Origin of the sequence: Hymenobacter elongatus (assembly GCF_004745955.1) — a bacterium.
GTDB classification, from domain to species: Bacteria; Bacteroidota; Bacteroidia; order Cytophagales; family Hymenobacteraceae; genus Hymenobacter; species Hymenobacter elongatus.
The window spans coordinates 1-18,156 of sequence record NZ_SRLD01000038.1 but is presented as its reverse complement, the minus strand read 5'-3'; the positions used below and the strand labels follow the sequence as shown (position 1 = coordinate 18,156).

The window sequence follows — 18,156 nt, the reverse complement described above, 5'->3', positions numbered from 1 at the left end:
GCCAGCCTACTGTTCAGACACAGTCTACATACGACCGGTTATTTATCTTCTGATCATCAGTTAGCTACCCGTCAATAGCAACGGGTAGTAACTTTTCAGCTTAACCTTCGCCTGCTTCTCGCAGTTCAGCCACCTATGAGTCACTTCTCCACTTCGCCTATTGTCATCATCGGGGCCGGCATGGCGGGCCTTACCTGTGCCAGCTACCTACACCGTGCGGGCCGCGCCGTGCTGGTACTCGAAGCCGACGAAGCCGTAGGCGGCCGGGTGCGCACCGACGTGACGCCCGATGGTTTTCGACTCGACCGCGGCTTTCAGGTGCTGCAAACTCAGTATCCGGAAGTGCAGCGCCTGCTGGACTATGGCGCGCTGCGGCTGCAGGCATTCCGCTCCGGCGCGGCTATCCGGCTCGCCGATGGCCGCCAGACCACGTTGGTCAACCCACTGGAGCAGCCCTTGTCCGCCTTTTCAGCCCTCACGTCTCCCATTGGTACCCTCGCCGACAAGCTGCGTATTCTGGCCCTCGTGCAACGGGTGAAAAGCCGCTCCAATCAGGAGCTGCTGACTTCCTCTGCTTCCGACACGCTAACGTTTCTGCGGCAGTACGGCTGGAGTGAGCAGATTATTGACTCCTTCTTCCGGCCATTTTTCGGGGGTGTTTTTCTGGACCGCAACCTGGGCACGGCCAGCAATTTCTTCGAATTTGTATTCAAGCAATTCGTGGAGGGCAAGGCTTCGATACCCGCCCTTGGCATGCAGCAAATTCCTGAGCAGCTAGCTGCCCGCCTACCCGCCGGCAGCCTCCGGCTTCTCACCAAAGTAGAGTCCATTCAAGGTTCTGCTATCCGGCTGGCCAGCGGCGAAACGCTGAGCGCGGCGGCGGTAGTGCTGGCCACCGATGGCCAGGCCGCGGCCCGGCTGCTACCAGACATGGGTGCCGCCTACCCTACCACCTGGCGGCGCACCACCTGTACCTACTTTGCCGCCGACCGCTCGCCGGTTTCGGCCGATAAGCTGCTGCGTCTGAATGCTGCTTCCAATTCGCTGGCGCACAATGTCGCTTTCCCTAGCCACGTTGCCCCCGCCTACGCCCCAACCGGGCGCACACTCGTATCGGTCAGCACCCACGGCAGCCAGAATCTGACGGAAGCGGAGCTCACCGCCCACTTGCGCGTGGAGCTGGCAGCCTGGTTTGGGCCCGCTGCCGCTCACTGGCAGCACTTGCGCACCTACTATATCCCGCAGGCACTGGCCGTGTATCCCGCCGGGCAAGCCGCGCAGCAGCCCGTACGGCTCACCGATGCGCTTTACCGCTGCGGCGACTACACCGGCTACCCGTCGCTGAACTCGGCTATGGCCTCGGGCCGGGAAGTAGCCGAGGCGTTGTTGGCTTAGCTATTTTGGCGGCTGCTTGTATCTACAATAGCCCGCCGGTATTCAAAATACCGGCGGGCTATTGCATTTGTAGGCAATGCGTTAGACTAGTTCAACGAAAGCCGGGCAGTGGTCGGAGTGCACGACATCGGGCAGTAAGCCGGCCGCGTGAATGCGGGGTTCCAATGCCTTGTCAACCACCAGATGGTCGAGCCGCCAGCCCACGTTGCGGGCCCGGGCGCCGGCACGGTAGGTCCACCAGGAGTAGTGGCCGGGCGCGGCTCCGTGGTGGTGCCGGAACGAGTCCGTGAAGCCATCGGCCAGGAAATCGGCAAACCAGGCGCGTTCCTCCGGCGTGAAACCGGGGCTTTTCTGGTTGGCTTTCGGGTTGTGCAAGTCAATATCGGTCTGGCAGCAGTTGAAGTCGCCCCCGATTACCAGGGCTGGCGCGCTTCCCTTGAGCTGCTGCACATAGCGCCGAAAAAAGTGCAGCCACTCCACCTTAAAGGCTTGTCGCTCGGGGCTGCTCGTGCCCGAGGGCATATACACGTTCAGCACAGAGCAGTCGGCAAAATCCAGGCGTAGCACTCGTCCTTCCTGATCGTAGCAGTCGGTGCCACAGCCGTATTCCACATGCTGCGGCGGTATCTTTGTGAAGGTTGCCACGCCGCTGTAGCCGGGTTTCACGGCCGGATGCAGGTAGGCCTGGTAGCCCAGCGCCGCCAGGCCCGCCACATCCAGGGGGGCCGTGCCCGCCTTTATTTCCTGCAGGCATAGCACGTCGGGGTTGGCTTCCTGCACCCAGTCCAGCAAGCCTTTGCTAAGTGCCGAGCGGTAGCCGTTGACGTTGTAGGTAATGATTTTCAAGGGCGCAGACACTCAGGTAAATGACAGCTATTCATCCTCCTTCATGAAGGCGTCGAAGTATTCCAGCATGTGCCACTTCAACATGCGCTCCTGCTCTTTCAGGTTGGCAAACGGCACCGGGCGCACCAGCTGGTAATGGGGCCAGCCTTCAGCATCTACATGGTCGAGGGCATAGTGGCCCGATAAGCTGAAGAGGCGGCAGGTGGCAATGTGCATCAGATCCTGCTTCTGCTCCTTGGTAAAAGGCCCGGCTCCCTGGCCCAACTCCTGCACGCCAATAAGCAGCAGCAGGGCATTCAGGTCGGGCTTTTTGCCAAACCGCTCGCGCATCTCATTCATCAGCTGCCACCAGCGGGCTTCAAACTGGGCTTCGGTTTCTTCGGTATGGAGCGGCGCCATGCTACGCGTCGTGGTGGTGCGGTGGGGCAGCCGGAGTCGCTTCCTCCTTCAGAATTTCCCAGTACTCCACGGCCCGCCGGAAGTGCGGAATCACGATGCTGCCCCCAATGAGGTTGGCAATGGCGAACACCTCGTAGATTTCCTCGTCGCTGAGGCCTTCCTCGTGGCACTTGCCCAGGTGGTACTTGATACAGTCGTCGCAGCGCAGCACCATGGAGCAGGCCAGGCCCAACATCTCCTTGGTCTTCACATCCACGGCTCCCGCCTGGTAAGTATTGGTGTCGAGGTTGAAAAAGCGCTTGATGACTTTGTTATCCGCCGCCATGATTTTCTCATTCATGCGCTGGCGGTACTCATTAAACTCGGTGACTTGGCTCATAGTAGCAACTTGCTGTAGGGTGGTCTGGGCTATAAACACGAAAGTAGGCACAAAAGTCGCCTGCTGCTGCCGGCTACTCAGTTTCGATAGGCTATTCGTCTCGCTCCCCGTTTTTTACTGCCAGTATATTCGCCAAATCATTACCTTTTCTACCACTACTCTTACCGCTTCCCATTTCTAGTATCTACTATGTTGCCCACGCTACTCGCCGATTTCTTTACGCTGGTTTTTCCCCAGACCTGCCTGGCGTGTTCCGACACGCTGGCGCGGGGCGAAACTCATATCTGCACGCTGTGCCGGGCCCAGCTGCCCTACACCGACTACCACAAGCTGGCCGAAAAAGATAATCCGCTGGCCCGCCGCTTTTGGGGAAAAGTGCCGCTGCATCATGCTCTGAGCTATTTGCGCTTCCTGCGGCACGGGCGGGTACAGCATCTGCTGCACCAGCTTAAGTACCAGGGCCAGCGCGAAATAGGCGAAGTATTGGGCCGCTGGTACGGTGCCGAGCTGACCCAGCAGGGGATCAATCAGGATTTCGACCTGATTATCCCGGTTCCGCTGCACCGCCGAAAGCGGGCCAAGCGCGGCTTTAACCAGTCCGACAGCTTCGCCGAAGGTCTGTCGAGCGGACTGAGTGTGCCCTGGAGTGCTACCACCCTGCGCCGAACGGAGCATACCGACTCCCAGACCCAAAAGAACCGGGCCCAACGGTGGCAAAATGTGGCGACGGTGTTTGAAGTGGCTGAGCCGGAAGTAATTATTGGTAAGCGGGTATTGGTTGTGGATGATGTGCTGACAACGGGCGCCACTCTGGAAGCCTGCGTAGCTGTACTGTTAGCCGCCGGTTGTAGCCAAGTAAGCATCGCCACCATTGCCTGCGCCGAGCAGTAGCCCATGCCACTTCTGACTTTCACGACAAGCAAAATGCCCCAGCCTCTTACGAGACTGGGGCATTGTAGTCGAAGCGAAGACGCTTACTTGTTCGAGCCAGCGTTAATCATGGCGCAGCGGAAGCCGATAGCAGCCGTAGACGAATCTTCAGCCATGAAGCGGCGCGTGCCGGGCGAGAGCCAGTAGGCTACGTCGCGCCACGAGCCACCTTTGTACACGCGCACGTGGTCATCGATAAGCGACTGGTAGTTTTTCTTGTCGTACTTCTCCGATGGATCGAGGAAGCCGTTACGACGGAAGGGGTTCAAATCTTCCACGTCTTCGAATGACAGCGGACGGTAGATGTCCTGCACCCACTCGTTCACGTTGCCCGACATGTTGTAGAGGCCATAATCGTTTGGTGGATAAGCGTATACGTATTCCGTAATCATGGCACCGTCGTTCAGGCTGCCGGCAATACCGGCGTAGTCACCACGGCCACGCTTGAAGTTGGCCAGGAAAGTACCCATGCTCTTGCCGTAAGGGTTCCGCACTTGGCGGCCATCCCACGGGTAAATGCGCTTGTTCTCCTGGTTTTCGTTGCCCACTTCCTGGGTTCCGATGAGAGCCTGCGCCGCGTACTCCCATTCTGCTTCCGTAGGCAGACGGTAGTTGGGCAGCGTGTTGCCGTTCTCGATGGAGATCTTAGAGCCGCCACCCGTTTCCGTGTCGGTACCTTCAGCCGCGTCGCCGGCATTCTTCTTCCGGCCAAATAAGCCTTTTTTCGGTGCCTTGGGAGCCGAGCTGCCGTCGTCACCATCCATAGCCAGGCGCTCGTTCACCTTCGAGGTGCGCCAGGTGCAGAAGTCGTTGGCCTGTAACCAGCTAACACCCACTACGGGGAAGTAGCGGAAGCCGGGATACCGGAGGTAATAATCGACGTAGGGGTCGTTGAAAGACAGCTCGCGGGCCCACACCGTGGTGTCAGGCAAAGCGCGCTGGTAAATTTCCTCGGAGGAGTCTTTGCGCACAAAGTGCAGGTACTCCAGCCAGTGGATGTTGGCCACTTCGGCCTCATCCATGTAGAAAGAAGCAATTGTGACGGTGCGCTCGATGTTGTCGTGCGACATGGTCACGTCTTCCTCCTGCGTGCCCAGTACGGTACGGCCGCCTTCGATGAACACCAGACCCGGTCCTTCAGGAATGCCCTGATAGTCGGCGACCCTCATGCCTTCCTCGGTATTGTACTCAATGCCCGTCGTCGAGCTGTACTTACCAGGCTTAGTGGCTGTGGGCGGTCCACCCTTACATGAAGCCAGTGCACAGGCTCCTACGACCGCGAAACGCAGGTACTTGGAAAAATTCATGATCAAGTTGAAACTACCTGAGAGAAAATGATTTAGGAAAGGCAATTTGGATGCAATAATACGAAAATTTAGAACGCCGGGCAAGGAATTGACGGGTAATTACGGCGTTTTAACCGGCGCCAGGCCGCTTCCAGCGAATCGAACTGCCGCAGGCTGAGCGATACTTCGTGGGCGCTGCCCAAGTCGGCGCTCAGTGAGCTAAGGCTGGCGTCGTAGCTATAACCGAGCCGAAAAGTGCCCACACTTACCCCGGCAATTGCCGTCACAATCTGCTGCGACTGGTCGGCGCCGGGCAACGGTACGCCCCGGTAAATGAGGCCCAGCGTGAGCGGCGTCAACACGGCGTAAAGACCGGCTTCGGCCCGCTGGCTGCCGCCCTGGCTAGTATAGCTCACCGTAGGCGACAAGCTGATTTCGCGGTATTGTTTTTTGATAGTAGTCTGGACGAAGTAATGCTTGAAGCCTCCGTTTACGTTCAACCGGAGAGGAAGCTTGGCCTGGGTGCGGAACTTCAGATCGGGCTGGTTGAGGTGGTGGCCAGCCAGGCCGAACCAAAACTGGTTAGTATACAGCAACACGCCCGTACCCAGCGTGAGGTAGCTGACGGGGTTGAAATCAAGAGTTTCGCGGGTGCTGCCCTGCACGCTGCCATCAGCTCCAAGCTGGTCGCCAAATACCAGATTGCTGTAGCTGATGCGTTGGTTGCCGTAGCTAGCCTGTGCCCCGCCGCTCAGATTCAGCTGGCGGGTAAGCCGGGTATGGTACGCGTAGGTTCCGCCCACTTCGATGCGGGTGTAGCCGATTTCGCCGGTCCGGTCCAGGTTCAGCAGCAGGCCGGCGGCGCTCCGTTGGTCTTTGAAGCGGTAGTCGGCGGCCAACTGGCTGGTTTGGAACGTGCCGGCCAGGGTCGGGAACTGATTGCGGTAGCTGAGGGTGAGGCTGTAGTCGTCGAGCAGGCCGGTGAAAGCGGGGTTAGTATGCAGGCGCGTGGCATAGGGCTGGGCGAAGTACGCATCCTGCCCATGCGCCACGCCCCGGCCGGCCAGACTGACCGCCACGACCAGCACCGCACGGGCCAGCCGCCGGCTGCCCAAACGGCCCAATACTTCAGCCCAAGAAACAAGATAGCCAGTACGCATACGCAACTTCCTTAACGCGTTGATACTCTGTTTTGGTACGTGCGCCGGCTGGGGCACTGGTAGTAGACTGCCAAAATTATCCATCTTTCGGGCGGACTAATAGCATGCTTCTGTCGGCCGTTAGGCTGGTAACAGCCAGCTTCGAGCCGCGCTCCTCGCGCTGCAGAAAGGGTTACGCTGGTATCGGCGCTACTTTTGTCGGCAGGTTGAGTATACTGCGGCTTCGGGCCGGCTCCCTTTTCGTCTCTGTTCTTTTACTTGTACGCACATGCGCAAATTCTTTTTAGGCCTACTGATTTTTCTGGTAGTGCTGGTGGCGGCGGTGGCTCTCACGCCTATCTTATTCAAGGACAAAATCAAGCAGGCGCTCGACAAGCAATTGGCGCAGCGGGTCGCTGCCAAGGTAGAATATGACCCCGGCAACGTCAGCCTGAGCTTGTTGAGCACCTTTCCGGACTTGTCGCTGCGCATCGATCAGCTGCGCGTTATCGGGCAAGACTCGTTTGCCCGCGACACGCTGGCCTACCTGCCATCTTTCCGGGTGGGCCTCGACCTGATGAGCGTGGTGCGGGGCGAGCAAATTAAGATTAAATCCATTGCCCTCGACCAGCCCGATATCAGTGCCAAAATATTGAAAAGCGGCCGGGCCAACTGGGATATAATGATTTCGGATTCGGCGGCGGCGGCCCAGGGGCAGGATACGAGCCAGGTGAGCCTGGCTATTCAGGGCTGGGAGGTGACGAACGGCCACCTGCGCTACGAGGACCGCACCATTCCCTTCGGCCTGGAAATGCGCGGGCTGAACCACTCGGGCTCCGGCGATTTTGCCCGCAACGTGTTTGACCTCGTGAGCCAGACTACGGCCGAGCAGCTCTCGATGACCTACGCCGGCACCGAGTATATCTCGAAGAAGAAGCTGATGGCCGACGTGACCATGGCCATGGACCTGGGCAAGATGCTATTTACCTTCAAGGATAACAAGGTGCAGCTGAACGACTTTCCGGCGTCGTTTCAGGGCGCAATCGGCTTGCCCAATGCTACCGACATTACCTATGATCTGACGTTCAAAGCCCTCGAAACCGACTTTAAGAACATTCTGAGCTTGGTGCCGGGCGTGTATACCGCGCAGTTTAAAGACGTGGAAGCCGAGGGCAAAGTGGCTTTCGACGGCTACTTCAAGGGCGTGCAGAACGAGGTGAAAATGCCCGGTTATGGCGTGAACCTGCAGATCAAGAATGGCATGTTCCACTACCCGCAATTGCCGCAGGCGGCCCGCAATATCAACGTGGAGATGAACGTAGATAACCCCTCGGGCTTCACCAACAACGTGAAAGTCAACGTGAAGCAGTTTCACCTGGACCTGGGCAAAAACCCGGTGGATGGCAACGTCATCGTGGATGGGCTGGAGCCAATGAAGATTGATGGCCGCGTGAAAGCCAACGTGGACCTGGCCGAAATGATGAAGGTGTACCCGGTGCAGGACCTCGTGCTGCGCGGACAACTGTTCGTGGATGCCACGGGCAAGGGCATCTATTCCAAGACCCAGATGCCGGTGGTGAATGCCAAGCTGAACCTGACCAACGGCTACGTGAAGAGCAAGCAGTTTCCGGCCCCGATTGAGAACCTGACCCTGAACGGCACGGTGCTGAACAGCACCGGCCAGGTAAACGACACGCGCATCGACATTGCCCGCTTCCGGATGCTGCTCGACGGCGAGCCGCTGGAAGGCCGCGTGGCTGCCCAGAACATCGACAAGCCCATCTTCGACGCCGACATCAAAGGCGTGGTGGATTTGACGAAGCTCACCAAAATATTTCCGCTGGAGGGCATGACCGTGACGGGCCGCCTGAACGGCAACGTGGCCGCCAAGGGGAAGATGGCTGACATCGAAGCCGGCCGCTACCAGAGCGTGGTAGCCTCGGGCACTGTGCAGGCCCAAAACGTGACCTACAAAAGCAAAGACCTGCCCCAGGGCGTGAAAGTGACCAGGGCCACGGCCACTTTCAACAACGACCAGATTGTGCTGCGCGACATGACGGGCTTTGTGGGCTCGTCCGACATTGCCGCTTCGGGCACGATTTCCAACTACATGGGCTACCTCTTCACGCCCGGCCAGAGTCTGCGCGGCAACCTGACGGTGAACTCGCGCCGCTTCAACGTGAACGAATGGATGGTGGACAACGTGAGCGGCCAGCCCAGCACCGGGGCTACCACGGCGGCCAAAGCGCCTGCCGCTGCCACGCAGGCCGACGGTGTGCTGCAAATTCCGCAGTTTTTCGACCTGACCCTGAATGCCAACGTGGGCCAGGTGATTTACGACAATCTGAAGCTGGATAACATGAAAGGCACGGTGGCCGTGCGCGACCAGGCCGTAAATCTGAATGGCTTGACGTTTACTACGCTCGGCGGCACCTTCGCCACCACCGGCAGTTACTCCAGTAAAAACCTGGCTCACCCTCGGTTCGACTTGGGCCTCAACATCAAGAACCTCGACTTTCAGAATGCTTTCAACGCCTTCAATTCGGTGAAGAAGCTGGTGCCGCTGGCCTCGCAGGTACAGGGTCTTTTCTCGACCAACTTCAACGTGAGCGGCGAAATGGGCCAGGACATGATGCCGGTCTACAGCACACTCACTGGTAAGGGCCTGTTTGAGGTAATCCGGGCGGCCGTGGGTGCTTCGCCGGTGCTCACCAAAATCAGCTCCCTGACTCAGCTGCAGGAGCTGAAAAGCTTCGCCGTCAACAATAAAGATGTGGCCGCCGAGCTTATCAACGGTAACTTCATCGTGAAGCCTTTCGATTTTACTATCGGTCAGATCAAGAGCACCCTGGGCGGATCTTCCAACATCGGCGGGGCGCTGGAGTACGTTATGGCTCTCGACGTGCCAACCGGTAAAGTAGGCAACGCGCTGAATGCCAGGCTCACTCAGCTCACCGGCGTGCAGGACATCAAGGGTACGGAGCGCGTGACGCTGGGCCTCAAAATCGGGGGAACAATGACCTCGCCGCAGGTAGCCCTGACTACCGGCGGCGTGAAAAGCCAGGCCAAGGACGTGGCCAAGAGCCTCGTGCAAAGCGTGGTGCAGAGCAAAGTAAATGATGCCAAGCTCAAGCTGGCCGCCACTACGCAGGTTGCCCAGGATAGTGCCCGCAAGGAGCTGGACCGCAAGCGGGTTGAGCTGGAAGAAAAGGCCCGCCTGGAAATCGAGAAGAAGCGCCTCGAAGCCCAGGCCAAGCTCAAGAGCCAGGCTACCCAAACGCTGGGCAACCTGTTTGGCAAGCCCAAGAAGCCGGCTGCCAAAGCTCCGGACCCGGATCCGGCTCCGACGGATACCACGAAAGCCGGGCAATAGAAGGAAAGAAAGAGCGTTGGCGGAAAACCGGACTGATTATTGTCTGAAACGAAGAAGCGGGTAGTGCGTACAAGACCCGCGTTACCCCCTCTTTTTTCACTTCACCCTCTTCCCGTATGAAGTTTACAACGCTTTTTTCGCTAACGCTACTGGCCGGCCTGGGCCTGGCTGGCTGCTCCAAAGACAGCTCCTCCGATACGCAGGGCAACGCCAAGCTCGAAGTTCGCCTGACCGATGCTCCTGGCGACTTTAGCCGCGTGAGTCTGGATGTGCAGCAGATAGAAGTGCATTTGAAAGACGAAAACGACCCTAAGGGCTGGCAGTTTCTGCCCTTCACTCCCCAGGCCATCAACGTGCTGGACTACGTGAATGGACGCTCGGCTCTGCTGGTCAGCACCGACTTTGCGGCCGGCGACCTGAAGGAGATTCGCCTGATTCTGGGCCCGAACAGCACCGTGACAACGCGTGATGGAGAGGTTTATGCGCTCAAAACACCCAGCGGCCAAAGCTCGGGCGTGAAGCTGAAGCTGGACAAAGTGTCCCTCCGGCAGCGGGAGACTTTCCAGCTGCTGCTCGACTTTGATGTGGCCAAGTCCATTGTGGAACGCGGCAACTGGAAGCCCGGCAACGACAAAAAGGAGCGGTTTCTGCTGAAGCCCGTTATTCGTCTGGTAGCCCAGGACGTAGCGGGTGGCCTCTATGGCCAGGTAACGCCGGCGGCTGCCCTGCCCCAGATTTTAGCCATCCGCTCGTCGCTCACGCCCGCCGATACCTTCAGCACCTCGGCTGATGCTACCGGCGCGTTCAAGCTGCAGGCGCTGCCCTCCGGCACCTACCGCGTCGAGTTTTACCCGACTACAGTCGCGCCCATCAATCAGCCGGCTTACCAGACCGTAACACGCTCGGGTGTGGTGGTAACCAACAATCAAGCAACCGATATGAGCCAGATTAGCTTGCTTAAGTAAGTAGCAACCAAGTAACAATGGTCAATAAAAAAGGGTCTGACTTAACACAGTCAGGCCCTTTTTTATTAACCATTGCCAGCTAGCCAGCCTACTATCCTTACGAAGCACGCACAGATTTTGCGGTCTGCAATGCTGTAGCATGCAATCCAGAAGTGGTCGAGCTTCGTAGGTGGTCCGGATTCCCAATATGAGAGAGCATAGCTGACTTTACGTTGTTATGTTATATGATTCAGGAACAATGCAATACAAAAATATTTGTCTTGGCACATGCTTTTATATTGGCTATAATTTTCTACGTTTGAACCGTCCAAGTCTCACTTCACCTGTTACCCCACCGCTTTTATGAAAACTCACCTACTCTTTGTCGGCTTGTTGCTAGCCGGATCTGTATTGACTGGCTGTGAAGACGCTCTGCAGGAAGTAGCAGTAGCTGACCAAGCCACTGCCACCGCTGCTAAGCCGAAGCCGGAAGAACCAGGCTACCAGGCTGTGAACATCGATGTGTTGCGCGTGGAAGTAAGTCAGGATGCAGACGAAAAAACCGGCCATTGGGTCGCGCTTGCCGATGTGCAGCCCGGTGTGCGGAATTTATTGAATTCGGGGACCATAAACTCCCCTTTATTTCTCACCTCCGGTTTCCAGCTTGGTACCGTGAAGCAAGTACGGGTGGTATTGGGTACTAATAATACCATCACGCTGACTGATGGCAGCGTAGTGGCTATGGACACGCCGAGTGGCCAGACCTCGGGGCTGAAGGTCAAGGTAAATGCTCGGGTGCATAGTCGTATGCAGCACGCCGTAATGGTTTCTATCGATCCTGAGAAGCAGATAGTATCTCGTGGCAATGGCTCGTATGGCTTAAAACCGGTCTTGGATGGTGACATTCAGGTAACCTGGGGCGGCGATACGGAAGCCAAACCCCAAGCGGTAGGCAACACGCTGGGCCAAGCACGGTAGTACGCTTCCGCCATATGCCAAGGCCGCCCTTCCAACACTGGAGGGGCGGCCTTGGCATATGGGGGAAGCGTGTTAGCTCAGTGTTTGAATAAGCTGTGCCAGTTCCTGTTGCGTACTCTGGGTCTTATCTTTGGCGTACCAGCCGTGTAGCTGCGTGCTGAACTCCTCGAATGGCAGCTGCTGGCTTTTCAACTCCAGAAACATCGTTTGGGCCGGAGCCGGTCGCGGCCCCCACTGCGCTACTTCTACCAAGGTGTCGGCCTCCAGCACCACAAGCTTGGGAATGGAGCGGCCTCCGTCGGTCAGGTACTGATCTATGAGGTCCAGGTTTTCGTCGCGCAGCAGGTAATGAGTCGTGAGCTTGCCTGCCGAGGCCTGGGCTACGGCCTCCAGCACCGGTACAATCTGGGCCGCGTCGCCGCACCAGCCTTCGGTGATAACCACGCAGACGTAGGGCTTCTCTAGTGTCGCCAGTGCCGTATGTAGCTCGGGGAGCAGCTGTACTGTTTTATCGAGCCGGCTCATGCGCTGCACGTTCAGGTGGGTATAGTCGGTGAGCAGCTGCGACTGCTGCGGGCCAGTGGTTTTGCCCTCCGCCTGCAGCGCGTCGATAAGCTGCCGGTAGGTGGCGTAGGAATAGCTGGCGGCAAGGCGCTCAGCGCTCAAAACGGGGGTAGCCATAGCAAGTAGGGTGAACGGGAAGTGTGACCTGTAACCAGCAAAACGCCCGGCGGTTCAGGAACCGCCGGGCGCTGGCCGAAACGAAGCAAGCCGCTTACTACAGGCTTACGGTTTCCCGGCCGGCGGCCGACAGCTCGCGGCAGTACGTAATGAAGTCGGTATTGATGGGCTCCAGCCCGTTTTCGCGCAGCCGGGTGGCTACCTGCGCCCGGTGGTAGTTGGCGTGCATCGGCACGTGCGTAAACACATCCGATACCTGGCTGGTGTACGGCTCGCCGGCAGAGTTGGTATAGGAAATCTGCCGGTTCAGCTCGGCCTCATTGGCGGTGCTGATACGCTGGTGCAGCTGCGCGGAGGTCTGCTCGTGGAGCTGGTGCAACCCGGCCAAATCGTGCTCCTGCCACACTTTCACTGGGCTTTTGGTATCCGACAGCCGGGCAATCCAGATGGCCTGGGCATTGAGCACGTGGCTGAACAGGCGCAGACACACGGCTGGTATTTCCTGACCCGCGGCTACTAGTCCGTCGAGGTGGCTGAGCAGGGTTTCGTTCGCCCACACGTTGTAGGCTCCCAGCTTTTCGTTGGTATTGATCATAAGGGTAAAAATGAATGCAAAAGGCAAAGGTGGGCAGCAGCCACGGGGCTTTCTGTCCTATCGGGGGTCTCGCCAAACCAGCAGTTCCCCGGTTTTGTTTTTGTTGAAGTCGGGGCATTGGTCGTCGCCCCGGCCGGTCAGGCCGCCCTCAGGGTGGCAGATAATGGCTCCTTTAGCAGAGTAGAGGTTGGAGAACTGGTCGCAGCAGCCCAGGGTTTCGTAATACACTACTTCACCCTTGTAGCGGTAGCGCGTCACCTGCACAATGGGATTTTGCTTGGGCTCAGCTAGGTGCTTCTGAATCCGGTCTTCGAGCCAACGGGGCCGAGCTGTAGTATCGAAAGCCACCGCCTTGCTTGGGGGGAGGCTGGTGGTGTTGGCACTGGTTGGGTTAGGCGTACTGCTGCCGTTCACGCTGCCCGTTGTGGGCGGGTCGGTGGGGGTCTTCACGGTCACGCCGCGCTGGCAGCCAGTATGGAGTAGCACCGCCAGCGAACCGACGGCAACAGACAAGAGCAAACGCATGGTACGGGGATTAGAGGGCGCAAAAGTAGTGAACGGCCACTAAAACGCGGGGTTGCCTGCTGGGCCCAGCAACGCCCACACGCGGGGCCCGAATATTAGTAGCCCAACGCCCAGCGCTGCCAGGGCCGCGACCAATACGGCTCCTGCCGCTACGTCCTTGGCCCGGCCCGCCAGCGGATGGTATTCCGGCGACACCAGATCGGTAAGAGCCTCAATAGCCGTGTTCAGCAGCTCCGCCGACCACACCGTGCCCACGGCCAACGCTACCAAGGCCCACTCGACGCGGGAAATGCCCAGGTAAAAGCCCAAGCCAATGACGACGACCGTAGCCACCGCATGAAAACGCAGGTGCACTTCGGAGCGCAGGGCCGCCGCCACGCCCCGCAAGGCATGGCCAAAACTGGCGATGCGCCGCCGCAGCAAGCTGTCCGGGGGCTTAGCCACGGGCGTCGAATTCGCGGAACACCGTTTGCCGCAACGCGTCCCATTCGGGCTTCAGAACACTGAAATATACCGAGTCGCGCCGCAGGCCGCCCTGCGCGAACATGTGGCTGCGTAGCGTACCCTCTTCCGTGGCCCCCATGCGGCGCATGGCCTCCCGCGACTGCCAGTTGCGGGCATCGGTTTTGAGCTCCACCCGTTCGCAGCCCAGCTCCCCAAAAGCATATTTGAGCAGCAGATGCTTGGCGGCCCGGTTCAGGCCGGTGCGCTGAAAGTCGCGGCCCAGCCACGTCCAGCCTATTTCGAGGCGCTTATCGGGCATCGCAAAACTTCCGTAGCTGGTGCTGCCCACCACGCGGCCACTCTGCCGGTCGATGATGGCGAACGGGTAGCGGGCGTGCTTCTCCCGGTCCTGCATGGCCTGGGTCAGGTAGGCCGCCAGGCCCACGGCGTCGCCAGGGTTGGGCATGGTTGTGAATCGCCAGACTTCATCGTCGAAGATGACCACTTTCAGGTCCTCAAAGTCGGCAGCTTCCAGCGGCCGGAGCCGGACGCGGGCGTTTTCGAGCGTAATGCAGCGGGAACAATCCATGGGTGAGAAGGCAGGAAAGGGTAAAACCGGAACGTCATGCTGCGCGGAGTCGAAGCATCTCGCGTGCCCTGGTAATCGAATGACTACTGCGGGAGAGATGCTTCGACTGCGCGCAGCATGACGCGCCTAAGGTTTATCAGGCTTACTTCTTTATCTCGCCCACCATGTCTTCGGGCTTCAGCCACTCGTCGAACTGCTCCTCGGTGAGGTAGCCGAGCTGCAAAGCGGTTTCCTTCAGCGTCGAGCCGTTTTTGTGGGCCGTCTGGGCTATTTCGGCGGCTTTGTAGTAGCCGATGTGCGGGTTCAACGCCGTTACCAGCATCAAGGATGACTGCACGTGCTTGCGGATGTTGTCTTCCAGCGGACGGATACCCTCGGCGCACCGGTCGTTGAACGACACGCACACGTCGCCGATGAGCCGGGCCGAATGCAGGAAATTGTAAATCATGACCGGCTTAAACACGTTCAGCTCGAAGTGGCCGTTCATGCCCCCAATGTTGATTGCCACGTCGTTGCCCATCACCTGGGCCGCTACCATCGTCATGGCCTCGCACTGCGTGGGGTTCACTTTGCCGGGCATGATGCTGGAGCCGGGCTCGTTGTCGGGGATGAACAGCTCGCCGATGCCCGCGCGCGGCCCCGAGGCCAGCAGGCGGATGTCGTTGGCAATTTTCATCAGCGAGGCGGCCACCGTTTTCAGTGCGCCGTGGGCTTCCACAATGGCATCGTGGGCGGCCAGGGCCTCAAACTTGTTTTCGGCCGTAATGAAGGGCAGGCCCGTGAGGTCGGCAATGTGCTTGGCCACGTCTTCGGAGTAGCCGGGCGGCGTGTTGATGCCGGTGCCCACGGCCGTGCCGCCCAGCGCCAGCTCGGAGAGGTGGGCCAGCGTGTGGTTAATAGCCCGCAGGCCGTGGTCGAGCTGCGACACGTAACCCGAAAACTCCTGGCCCACCGTCAGCGGGGTGGCATCCATGAGGTGGGTGCGCCCGATCTTGACAACGTGCATAAACTCGTCGCTCTTGCGCTTCAGCGTGTCGCGCAGCTTGGTGATGCCCGGAATCGTGACTTCCAGCAGGGTTTGGTAGGCGGCGATGTGCATGGCCGTCGGGAAGGTGTCGTTGCTGCTCTGCGACTTGTTCACGTCGTCGTTGGGGGCCAGCGCCTTCTTTTCATCCGCGAGCTGCCCGCCCTGCAGCACGTGGCCCCGGTAGGCAATTACCTCGTTCACGTTCATGTTGCTCTGCGTGCCCGAACCGGTTTGCCACACTACCAGCGGGAAAGAGTCGTGGAGCTTACCGGCCAGAATTTCGTCGCACACCTTGCCGATCAGCTCTGCTTTTTCGGCCGTCAGCACGCCCGCGTCGCGGTTGGTGAGGGCCGCCGCTTTCTTCAGATACGCAAAGGCCCGGATGATTTCCTTGGGCATGCGGTTGATATCCTGTGCAATCTGGAAATTCTCGATGGAGCGCTGGGTTTGGGCGCCCCAGTAGGCGTCGGCGGGCACCTGCACGGTGCCCATGGTGTCTTTCTCGGTGCGGAATTGCATGTAGCGGGAATGAAGTGACGTATCCGTAGTTGGTAGCGGTAAAAGTACGCAACAACCCGAATTCCAAACCCAAAAAGACACCGGCCCCGCTGCGGAAGCAACGGGGCCGGCGCGAACCTCACCCCCGGCCCCTCTCCTCGGGCAGAGGGGTGAGTTCGGGAGAAAGGGGATGATTGTTCAGGGGTACGAGTTGATTGTCATTGAGCGACATTCAGCTTTAACGCGCAACGAGCGTCTGGCTCCCCTCTCCCCGAGGAGAGGGGCCGGGGGTGAGGTTAGAAGGAGTAGTTCACCGAGGCTTTGATGACGCGGTTCTGGGCGTCGAAGCGGTTGTTTTTGTCCAGCGACGACAGGCCAAAGTCGTAGCCCGCGCTCAGGCCGAAGCCGCCGTCGAACTGATAGCCCAGGCCACCTACCACCGCGAAATCGACGGCGCGGAACTGGTTTTTCACGTCGAAGTCGGTCTGAAAAGCCTTGAAGCCCAGGGCCCCGGCTTCAACCCGCACTTTGTTGCTGACCAGAAACGAAGCTTGCGGTCCACCAAAGAGGTAAAGGCCGGGCGTCAGATAGCCCTTCAGCAATACGGGTACGTCGATGTAGGCCATGCGCGAAGTAGCCGTCACGCGGGCATTCAGAAAGTCAAACTGCTCGAAGGGGAGCGTGCCCACAAGCTTCGCGCCTTTTTCGGAGTACGACGCGCCGGGCTCGATGGCGAAGCCGGGGCCGAGGGGAATAGTAGCATAGAGGCCGGCATGAAAGCCCGGCTTCATTTCCTTCGTCACGGCTCCGTCGACGTAGCCGGCCAGGTCCATCACGCTCTGCACGGCATCACCCGACCAGTCGGAAACGTTGGCCCCGGCTCGCAGCCCAAACTGCACCCCCGGCGTGGCCGCTGCCGACCGCACCGGTGCCGAATAGACCGGCCGGGCCGGGGCGGTAGCATAAGGAGCGCGGCGCACCTGCGCCTGGGCCACGGAAACGGAAGTAGTGAGCAAAAGCGCGGCCGCAGCCAAGCGCCCGAAAAGGCATTTGGAGTTCATAGCAAAGGGAAAATAGGAGGAAAGGGGAAGAAAAAGAAGCCGGCCACCGAGGGGCGCGCATTGCGGCGACGGGCGTTCGAGGAGGGAGTATTACAAAACCGTGCCAGTTGGCGTACATCCAGGTCGTTGCGGAAGTATGATGGGGTTGTAGGCCATGTAAATCAGCTCTTTACTTCTATAAGTAGGCCGCCAAATACGCAGGAGCCGGGGCGGGTGCTGGCGTTGCTAAAAAGGAAATCTGCTTGTGCCGGGCCGTTGCTAGCCGTTTGCGGCCGGTCTGCGTACACTCTTTCCCAACTCTTACTCCCAACTAAACGCCTTTCTGCGCTATGAGCACGATCAAAAAAGTAATTGAAGTACTGGCCTCTTCCGAGAAGAGCTTCGAAGATGCCCTGCAGTGCGCCCTCACCGAGGCCAGTGCCACCGTGAAGGGCATCCGGTCTATCTATATCAAGGATCAAAGCTGCCGGGTGCGCGACAATAAAATCGTGGAGTACCGCGTCACGGCCAAAATCAGCTTTGAGGTAATGCACAAAGCGGGGGCTGCCGCTCCTGCCGCCGCCAGTGCCGCCGACACGCCCATTCCGGCCGGCGACGGCACGCCTGACTACAGCCAGGTGCAGGTAAAAACCCAGCCCGACCTGCCCCGCGACGTAGAGCCCGGCGGCAGCGCCACCGAGCCCCAAAGCGGCGGCGGCTACAGCGGCTAGTGACAAAGGTTTTTGTTCGCTACATCTGCCATCCGGAGTGTAGCGTAGCAGAATCAAGAACCCTGCTTTAAGAACGTGCCTGAGCTGTTACTTTTCGTGTTCTGCCTGATCCGGCGTCTGCTTGTCGAAGCATCTCTACCGCTACCGTAATTTGATTGCCATTGCGGTAGAGATGCTTCGACAAGCTTATTATGGCGGAATAGACTTCTGTGAAAAATTTCAAACACGCTCTAGGTTGTACGGACAATTACCGGAGCCAGAGTAAGGCAGAAACGAAATGCAGCATTCCCAAAAAGCTGCTGGCCGTCTTGTCGTAGCGCGTGGCCAGGCGGCGGAACTGCTTGAGCCGGCTGAAGA

18 protein-coding genes and 1 pseudogene are annotated in these 18,156 nt (G+C 58.9%); 6 read left to right on the top strand and 13 right to left on the bottom strand.

The genetic code is table 11. The features are described 5' to 3' along the window. Positions 1 to 135 precede the first annotated feature (135 nt). The gene (locus tag E5J99_RS16750) at positions 136 to 1,395 is read left to right on the top strand and encodes a protoporphyrinogen/coproporphyrinogen oxidase (protein WP_135498966.1); all 1,260 of its coding nucleotides are present in this window, start codon (positions 136 to 138) and stop codon (positions 1,393 to 1,395) included. 81 nt (positions 1,396 to 1,476) lie between these two features. Here E5J99_RS16750 and E5J99_RS16745 read toward each other — a convergent pair whose 3' ends face one another. The 3 genes from E5J99_RS16745 to E5J99_RS16735 are packed head-to-tail and all read right to left on the bottom strand — an operon-like array spanning position 1,477 to position 3,019. Continuing rightward, positions 1,477 to 2,241 (bottom strand): exodeoxyribonuclease III, encoded by a 765-nt coding sequence (locus E5J99_RS16745; protein WP_135498965.1) that lies wholly within the window; start codon positions 2,239 to 2,241, stop codon positions 1,477 to 1,479. A gap of 27 nt (positions 2,242 to 2,268) precedes the next feature. Then, positions 2,269 to 2,640, bottom strand: coding sequence for a hypothetical protein (locus E5J99_RS16740; RefSeq protein WP_245319055.1), 372 nt, complete (start codon positions 2,638 to 2,640; stop codon positions 2,269 to 2,271). 1 nt (position 2,641) lies between these two features. Beyond that, positions 2,642 to 3,019 carry a carboxymuconolactone decarboxylase family protein gene (locus E5J99_RS16735; protein WP_135498964.1) on the bottom strand — a complete coding sequence of 126 codons (378 nt, stop codon included), beginning with the start codon at positions 3,017 to 3,019 and terminating at the stop codon, positions 2,642 to 2,644. A 189-nt stretch (positions 3,020 to 3,208) separates the two neighbouring features. Between E5J99_RS16735 and E5J99_RS16730 the strand changes: the two genes are divergently transcribed. After that, positions 3,209 to 3,910: a ComF family protein gene (locus E5J99_RS16730; RefSeq protein WP_135498963.1), complete on the top strand. Its 702-nt coding sequence runs from the start codon at positions 3,209 to 3,211 to the stop codon at positions 3,908 to 3,910. Positions 3,911 to 3,993: 83 nt separating this feature from the next. Here E5J99_RS16730 and E5J99_RS16725 read toward each other — a convergent pair whose 3' ends face one another. Further along, entirely contained in the window at positions 3,994 to 5,256 is a 1,263-nt protein-coding gene (locus tag E5J99_RS16725) for an SUMF1/EgtB/PvdO family nonheme iron enzyme (RefSeq protein ID WP_210114470.1), read from the bottom strand. A gap of 68 nt (positions 5,257 to 5,324) precedes the next feature. Next, positions 5,325 to 6,359 (bottom strand): PorP/SprF family type IX secretion system membrane protein, encoded by a 1,035-nt coding sequence (locus E5J99_RS16720; RefSeq protein ID WP_210114469.1) that lies wholly within the window; start codon positions 6,357 to 6,359, stop codon positions 5,325 to 5,327. Between the two features lie 304 nt (positions 6,360 to 6,663). Between E5J99_RS16720 and E5J99_RS16715 the strand changes: the two genes are divergently transcribed. The 3 genes from E5J99_RS16715 (at position 6,664) to E5J99_RS16705 (ending at position 11,669) form a co-directional block, all read left to right on the top strand. Continuing rightward, the gene (locus E5J99_RS16715) at positions 6,664 to 9,747 is read left to right on the top strand and encodes an AsmA family protein (protein WP_135498961.1); all 3,084 of its coding nucleotides are present in this window, start codon (positions 6,664 to 6,666) and stop codon (positions 9,745 to 9,747) included. Between the two features lie 116 nt (positions 9,748 to 9,863). Further along, on the top strand, positions 9,864 to 10,712 hold the full coding sequence (locus E5J99_RS16710) for a DUF4382 domain-containing protein (RefSeq protein ID WP_135498960.1): 849 nt from the start codon (positions 9,864 to 9,866) through the stop codon (positions 10,710 to 10,712). A 342-nt stretch (positions 10,713 to 11,054) separates the two neighbouring features. Then, a complete protein-coding gene (locus E5J99_RS16705) occupies positions 11,055 to 11,669 on the top strand; it encodes a DUF4382 domain-containing protein (protein WP_135498959.1) in 615 nt (204 codons plus the stop codon). Positions 11,670 to 11,741: 72 nt separating this feature from the next. On the opposite strand, the gene E5J99_RS16700 is transcribed toward E5J99_RS16705, so the two are convergent. The 7 genes from E5J99_RS16700 to E5J99_RS16670 form a co-directional block, all read right to left on the bottom strand. Then, on the bottom strand, positions 11,742 to 12,350 hold the full coding sequence (locus E5J99_RS16700; RefSeq protein WP_135498958.1) for a thioredoxin family protein: 609 nt from the start codon (positions 12,348 to 12,350) through the stop codon (positions 11,742 to 11,744). Positions 12,351 to 12,447: 97 nt separating this feature from the next. Then, positions 12,448 to 12,945 carry a DinB family protein gene (locus tag E5J99_RS16695; RefSeq protein WP_135498957.1) on the bottom strand — a complete coding sequence of 166 codons (498 nt, stop codon included), beginning with the start codon at positions 12,943 to 12,945 and terminating at the stop codon, positions 12,448 to 12,450. A gap of 57 nt (positions 12,946 to 13,002) precedes the next feature. Continuing rightward, entirely contained in the window at positions 13,003 to 13,470 is a 468-nt protein-coding gene (locus tag E5J99_RS16690) for a DUF6970 domain-containing protein (protein WP_135498956.1), read from the bottom strand. 39 nt (positions 13,471 to 13,509) lie between these two features. After that, positions 13,510 to 13,914, bottom strand: a complete 405-nt coding sequence (locus tag E5J99_RS16685; RefSeq protein WP_210114468.1) for a diacylglycerol kinase family protein — start codon at positions 13,912 to 13,914, stop codon at positions 13,510 to 13,512. Continuing rightward, entirely contained in the window at positions 13,907 to 14,503 is a 597-nt protein-coding gene (locus tag E5J99_RS16680; protein ID WP_135498955.1) for a GNAT family N-acetyltransferase, read from the bottom strand. Before E5J99_RS16680 ends, E5J99_RS16685 begins: the two co-directional genes overlap by 8 nt. A gap of 142 nt (positions 14,504 to 14,645) precedes the next feature. Then, positions 14,646 to 16,049: a class II fumarate hydratase gene (fumC, locus tag E5J99_RS16675; RefSeq protein ID WP_135498954.1), complete on the bottom strand. Its 1,404-nt coding sequence runs from the start codon at positions 16,047 to 16,049 to the stop codon at positions 14,646 to 14,648. Between the two features lie 275 nt (positions 16,050 to 16,324). Next, on the bottom strand, positions 16,325 to 17,089 hold the full coding sequence (locus E5J99_RS16670; RefSeq protein WP_135498953.1) for a porin family protein: 765 nt from the start codon (positions 17,087 to 17,089) through the stop codon (positions 16,325 to 16,327). A 329-nt stretch (positions 17,090 to 17,418) separates the two neighbouring features. Between E5J99_RS16670 and E5J99_RS16665 the strand changes: the two genes are divergently transcribed. Next, the gene (locus tag E5J99_RS16665; protein ID WP_135498952.1) at positions 17,419 to 17,799 is read left to right on the top strand and encodes a dodecin family protein; all 381 of its coding nucleotides are present in this window, start codon (positions 17,419 to 17,421) and stop codon (positions 17,797 to 17,799) included. Between the two features lie 247 nt (positions 17,800 to 18,046). Here the strand turns inward: E5J99_RS16665 and E5J99_RS16660 are convergent. Further along, a pseudogene (locus tag E5J99_RS16660) lies at positions 18,047 to 18,156 on the bottom strand (IS5/IS1182 family transposase); the annotation flags it as partial.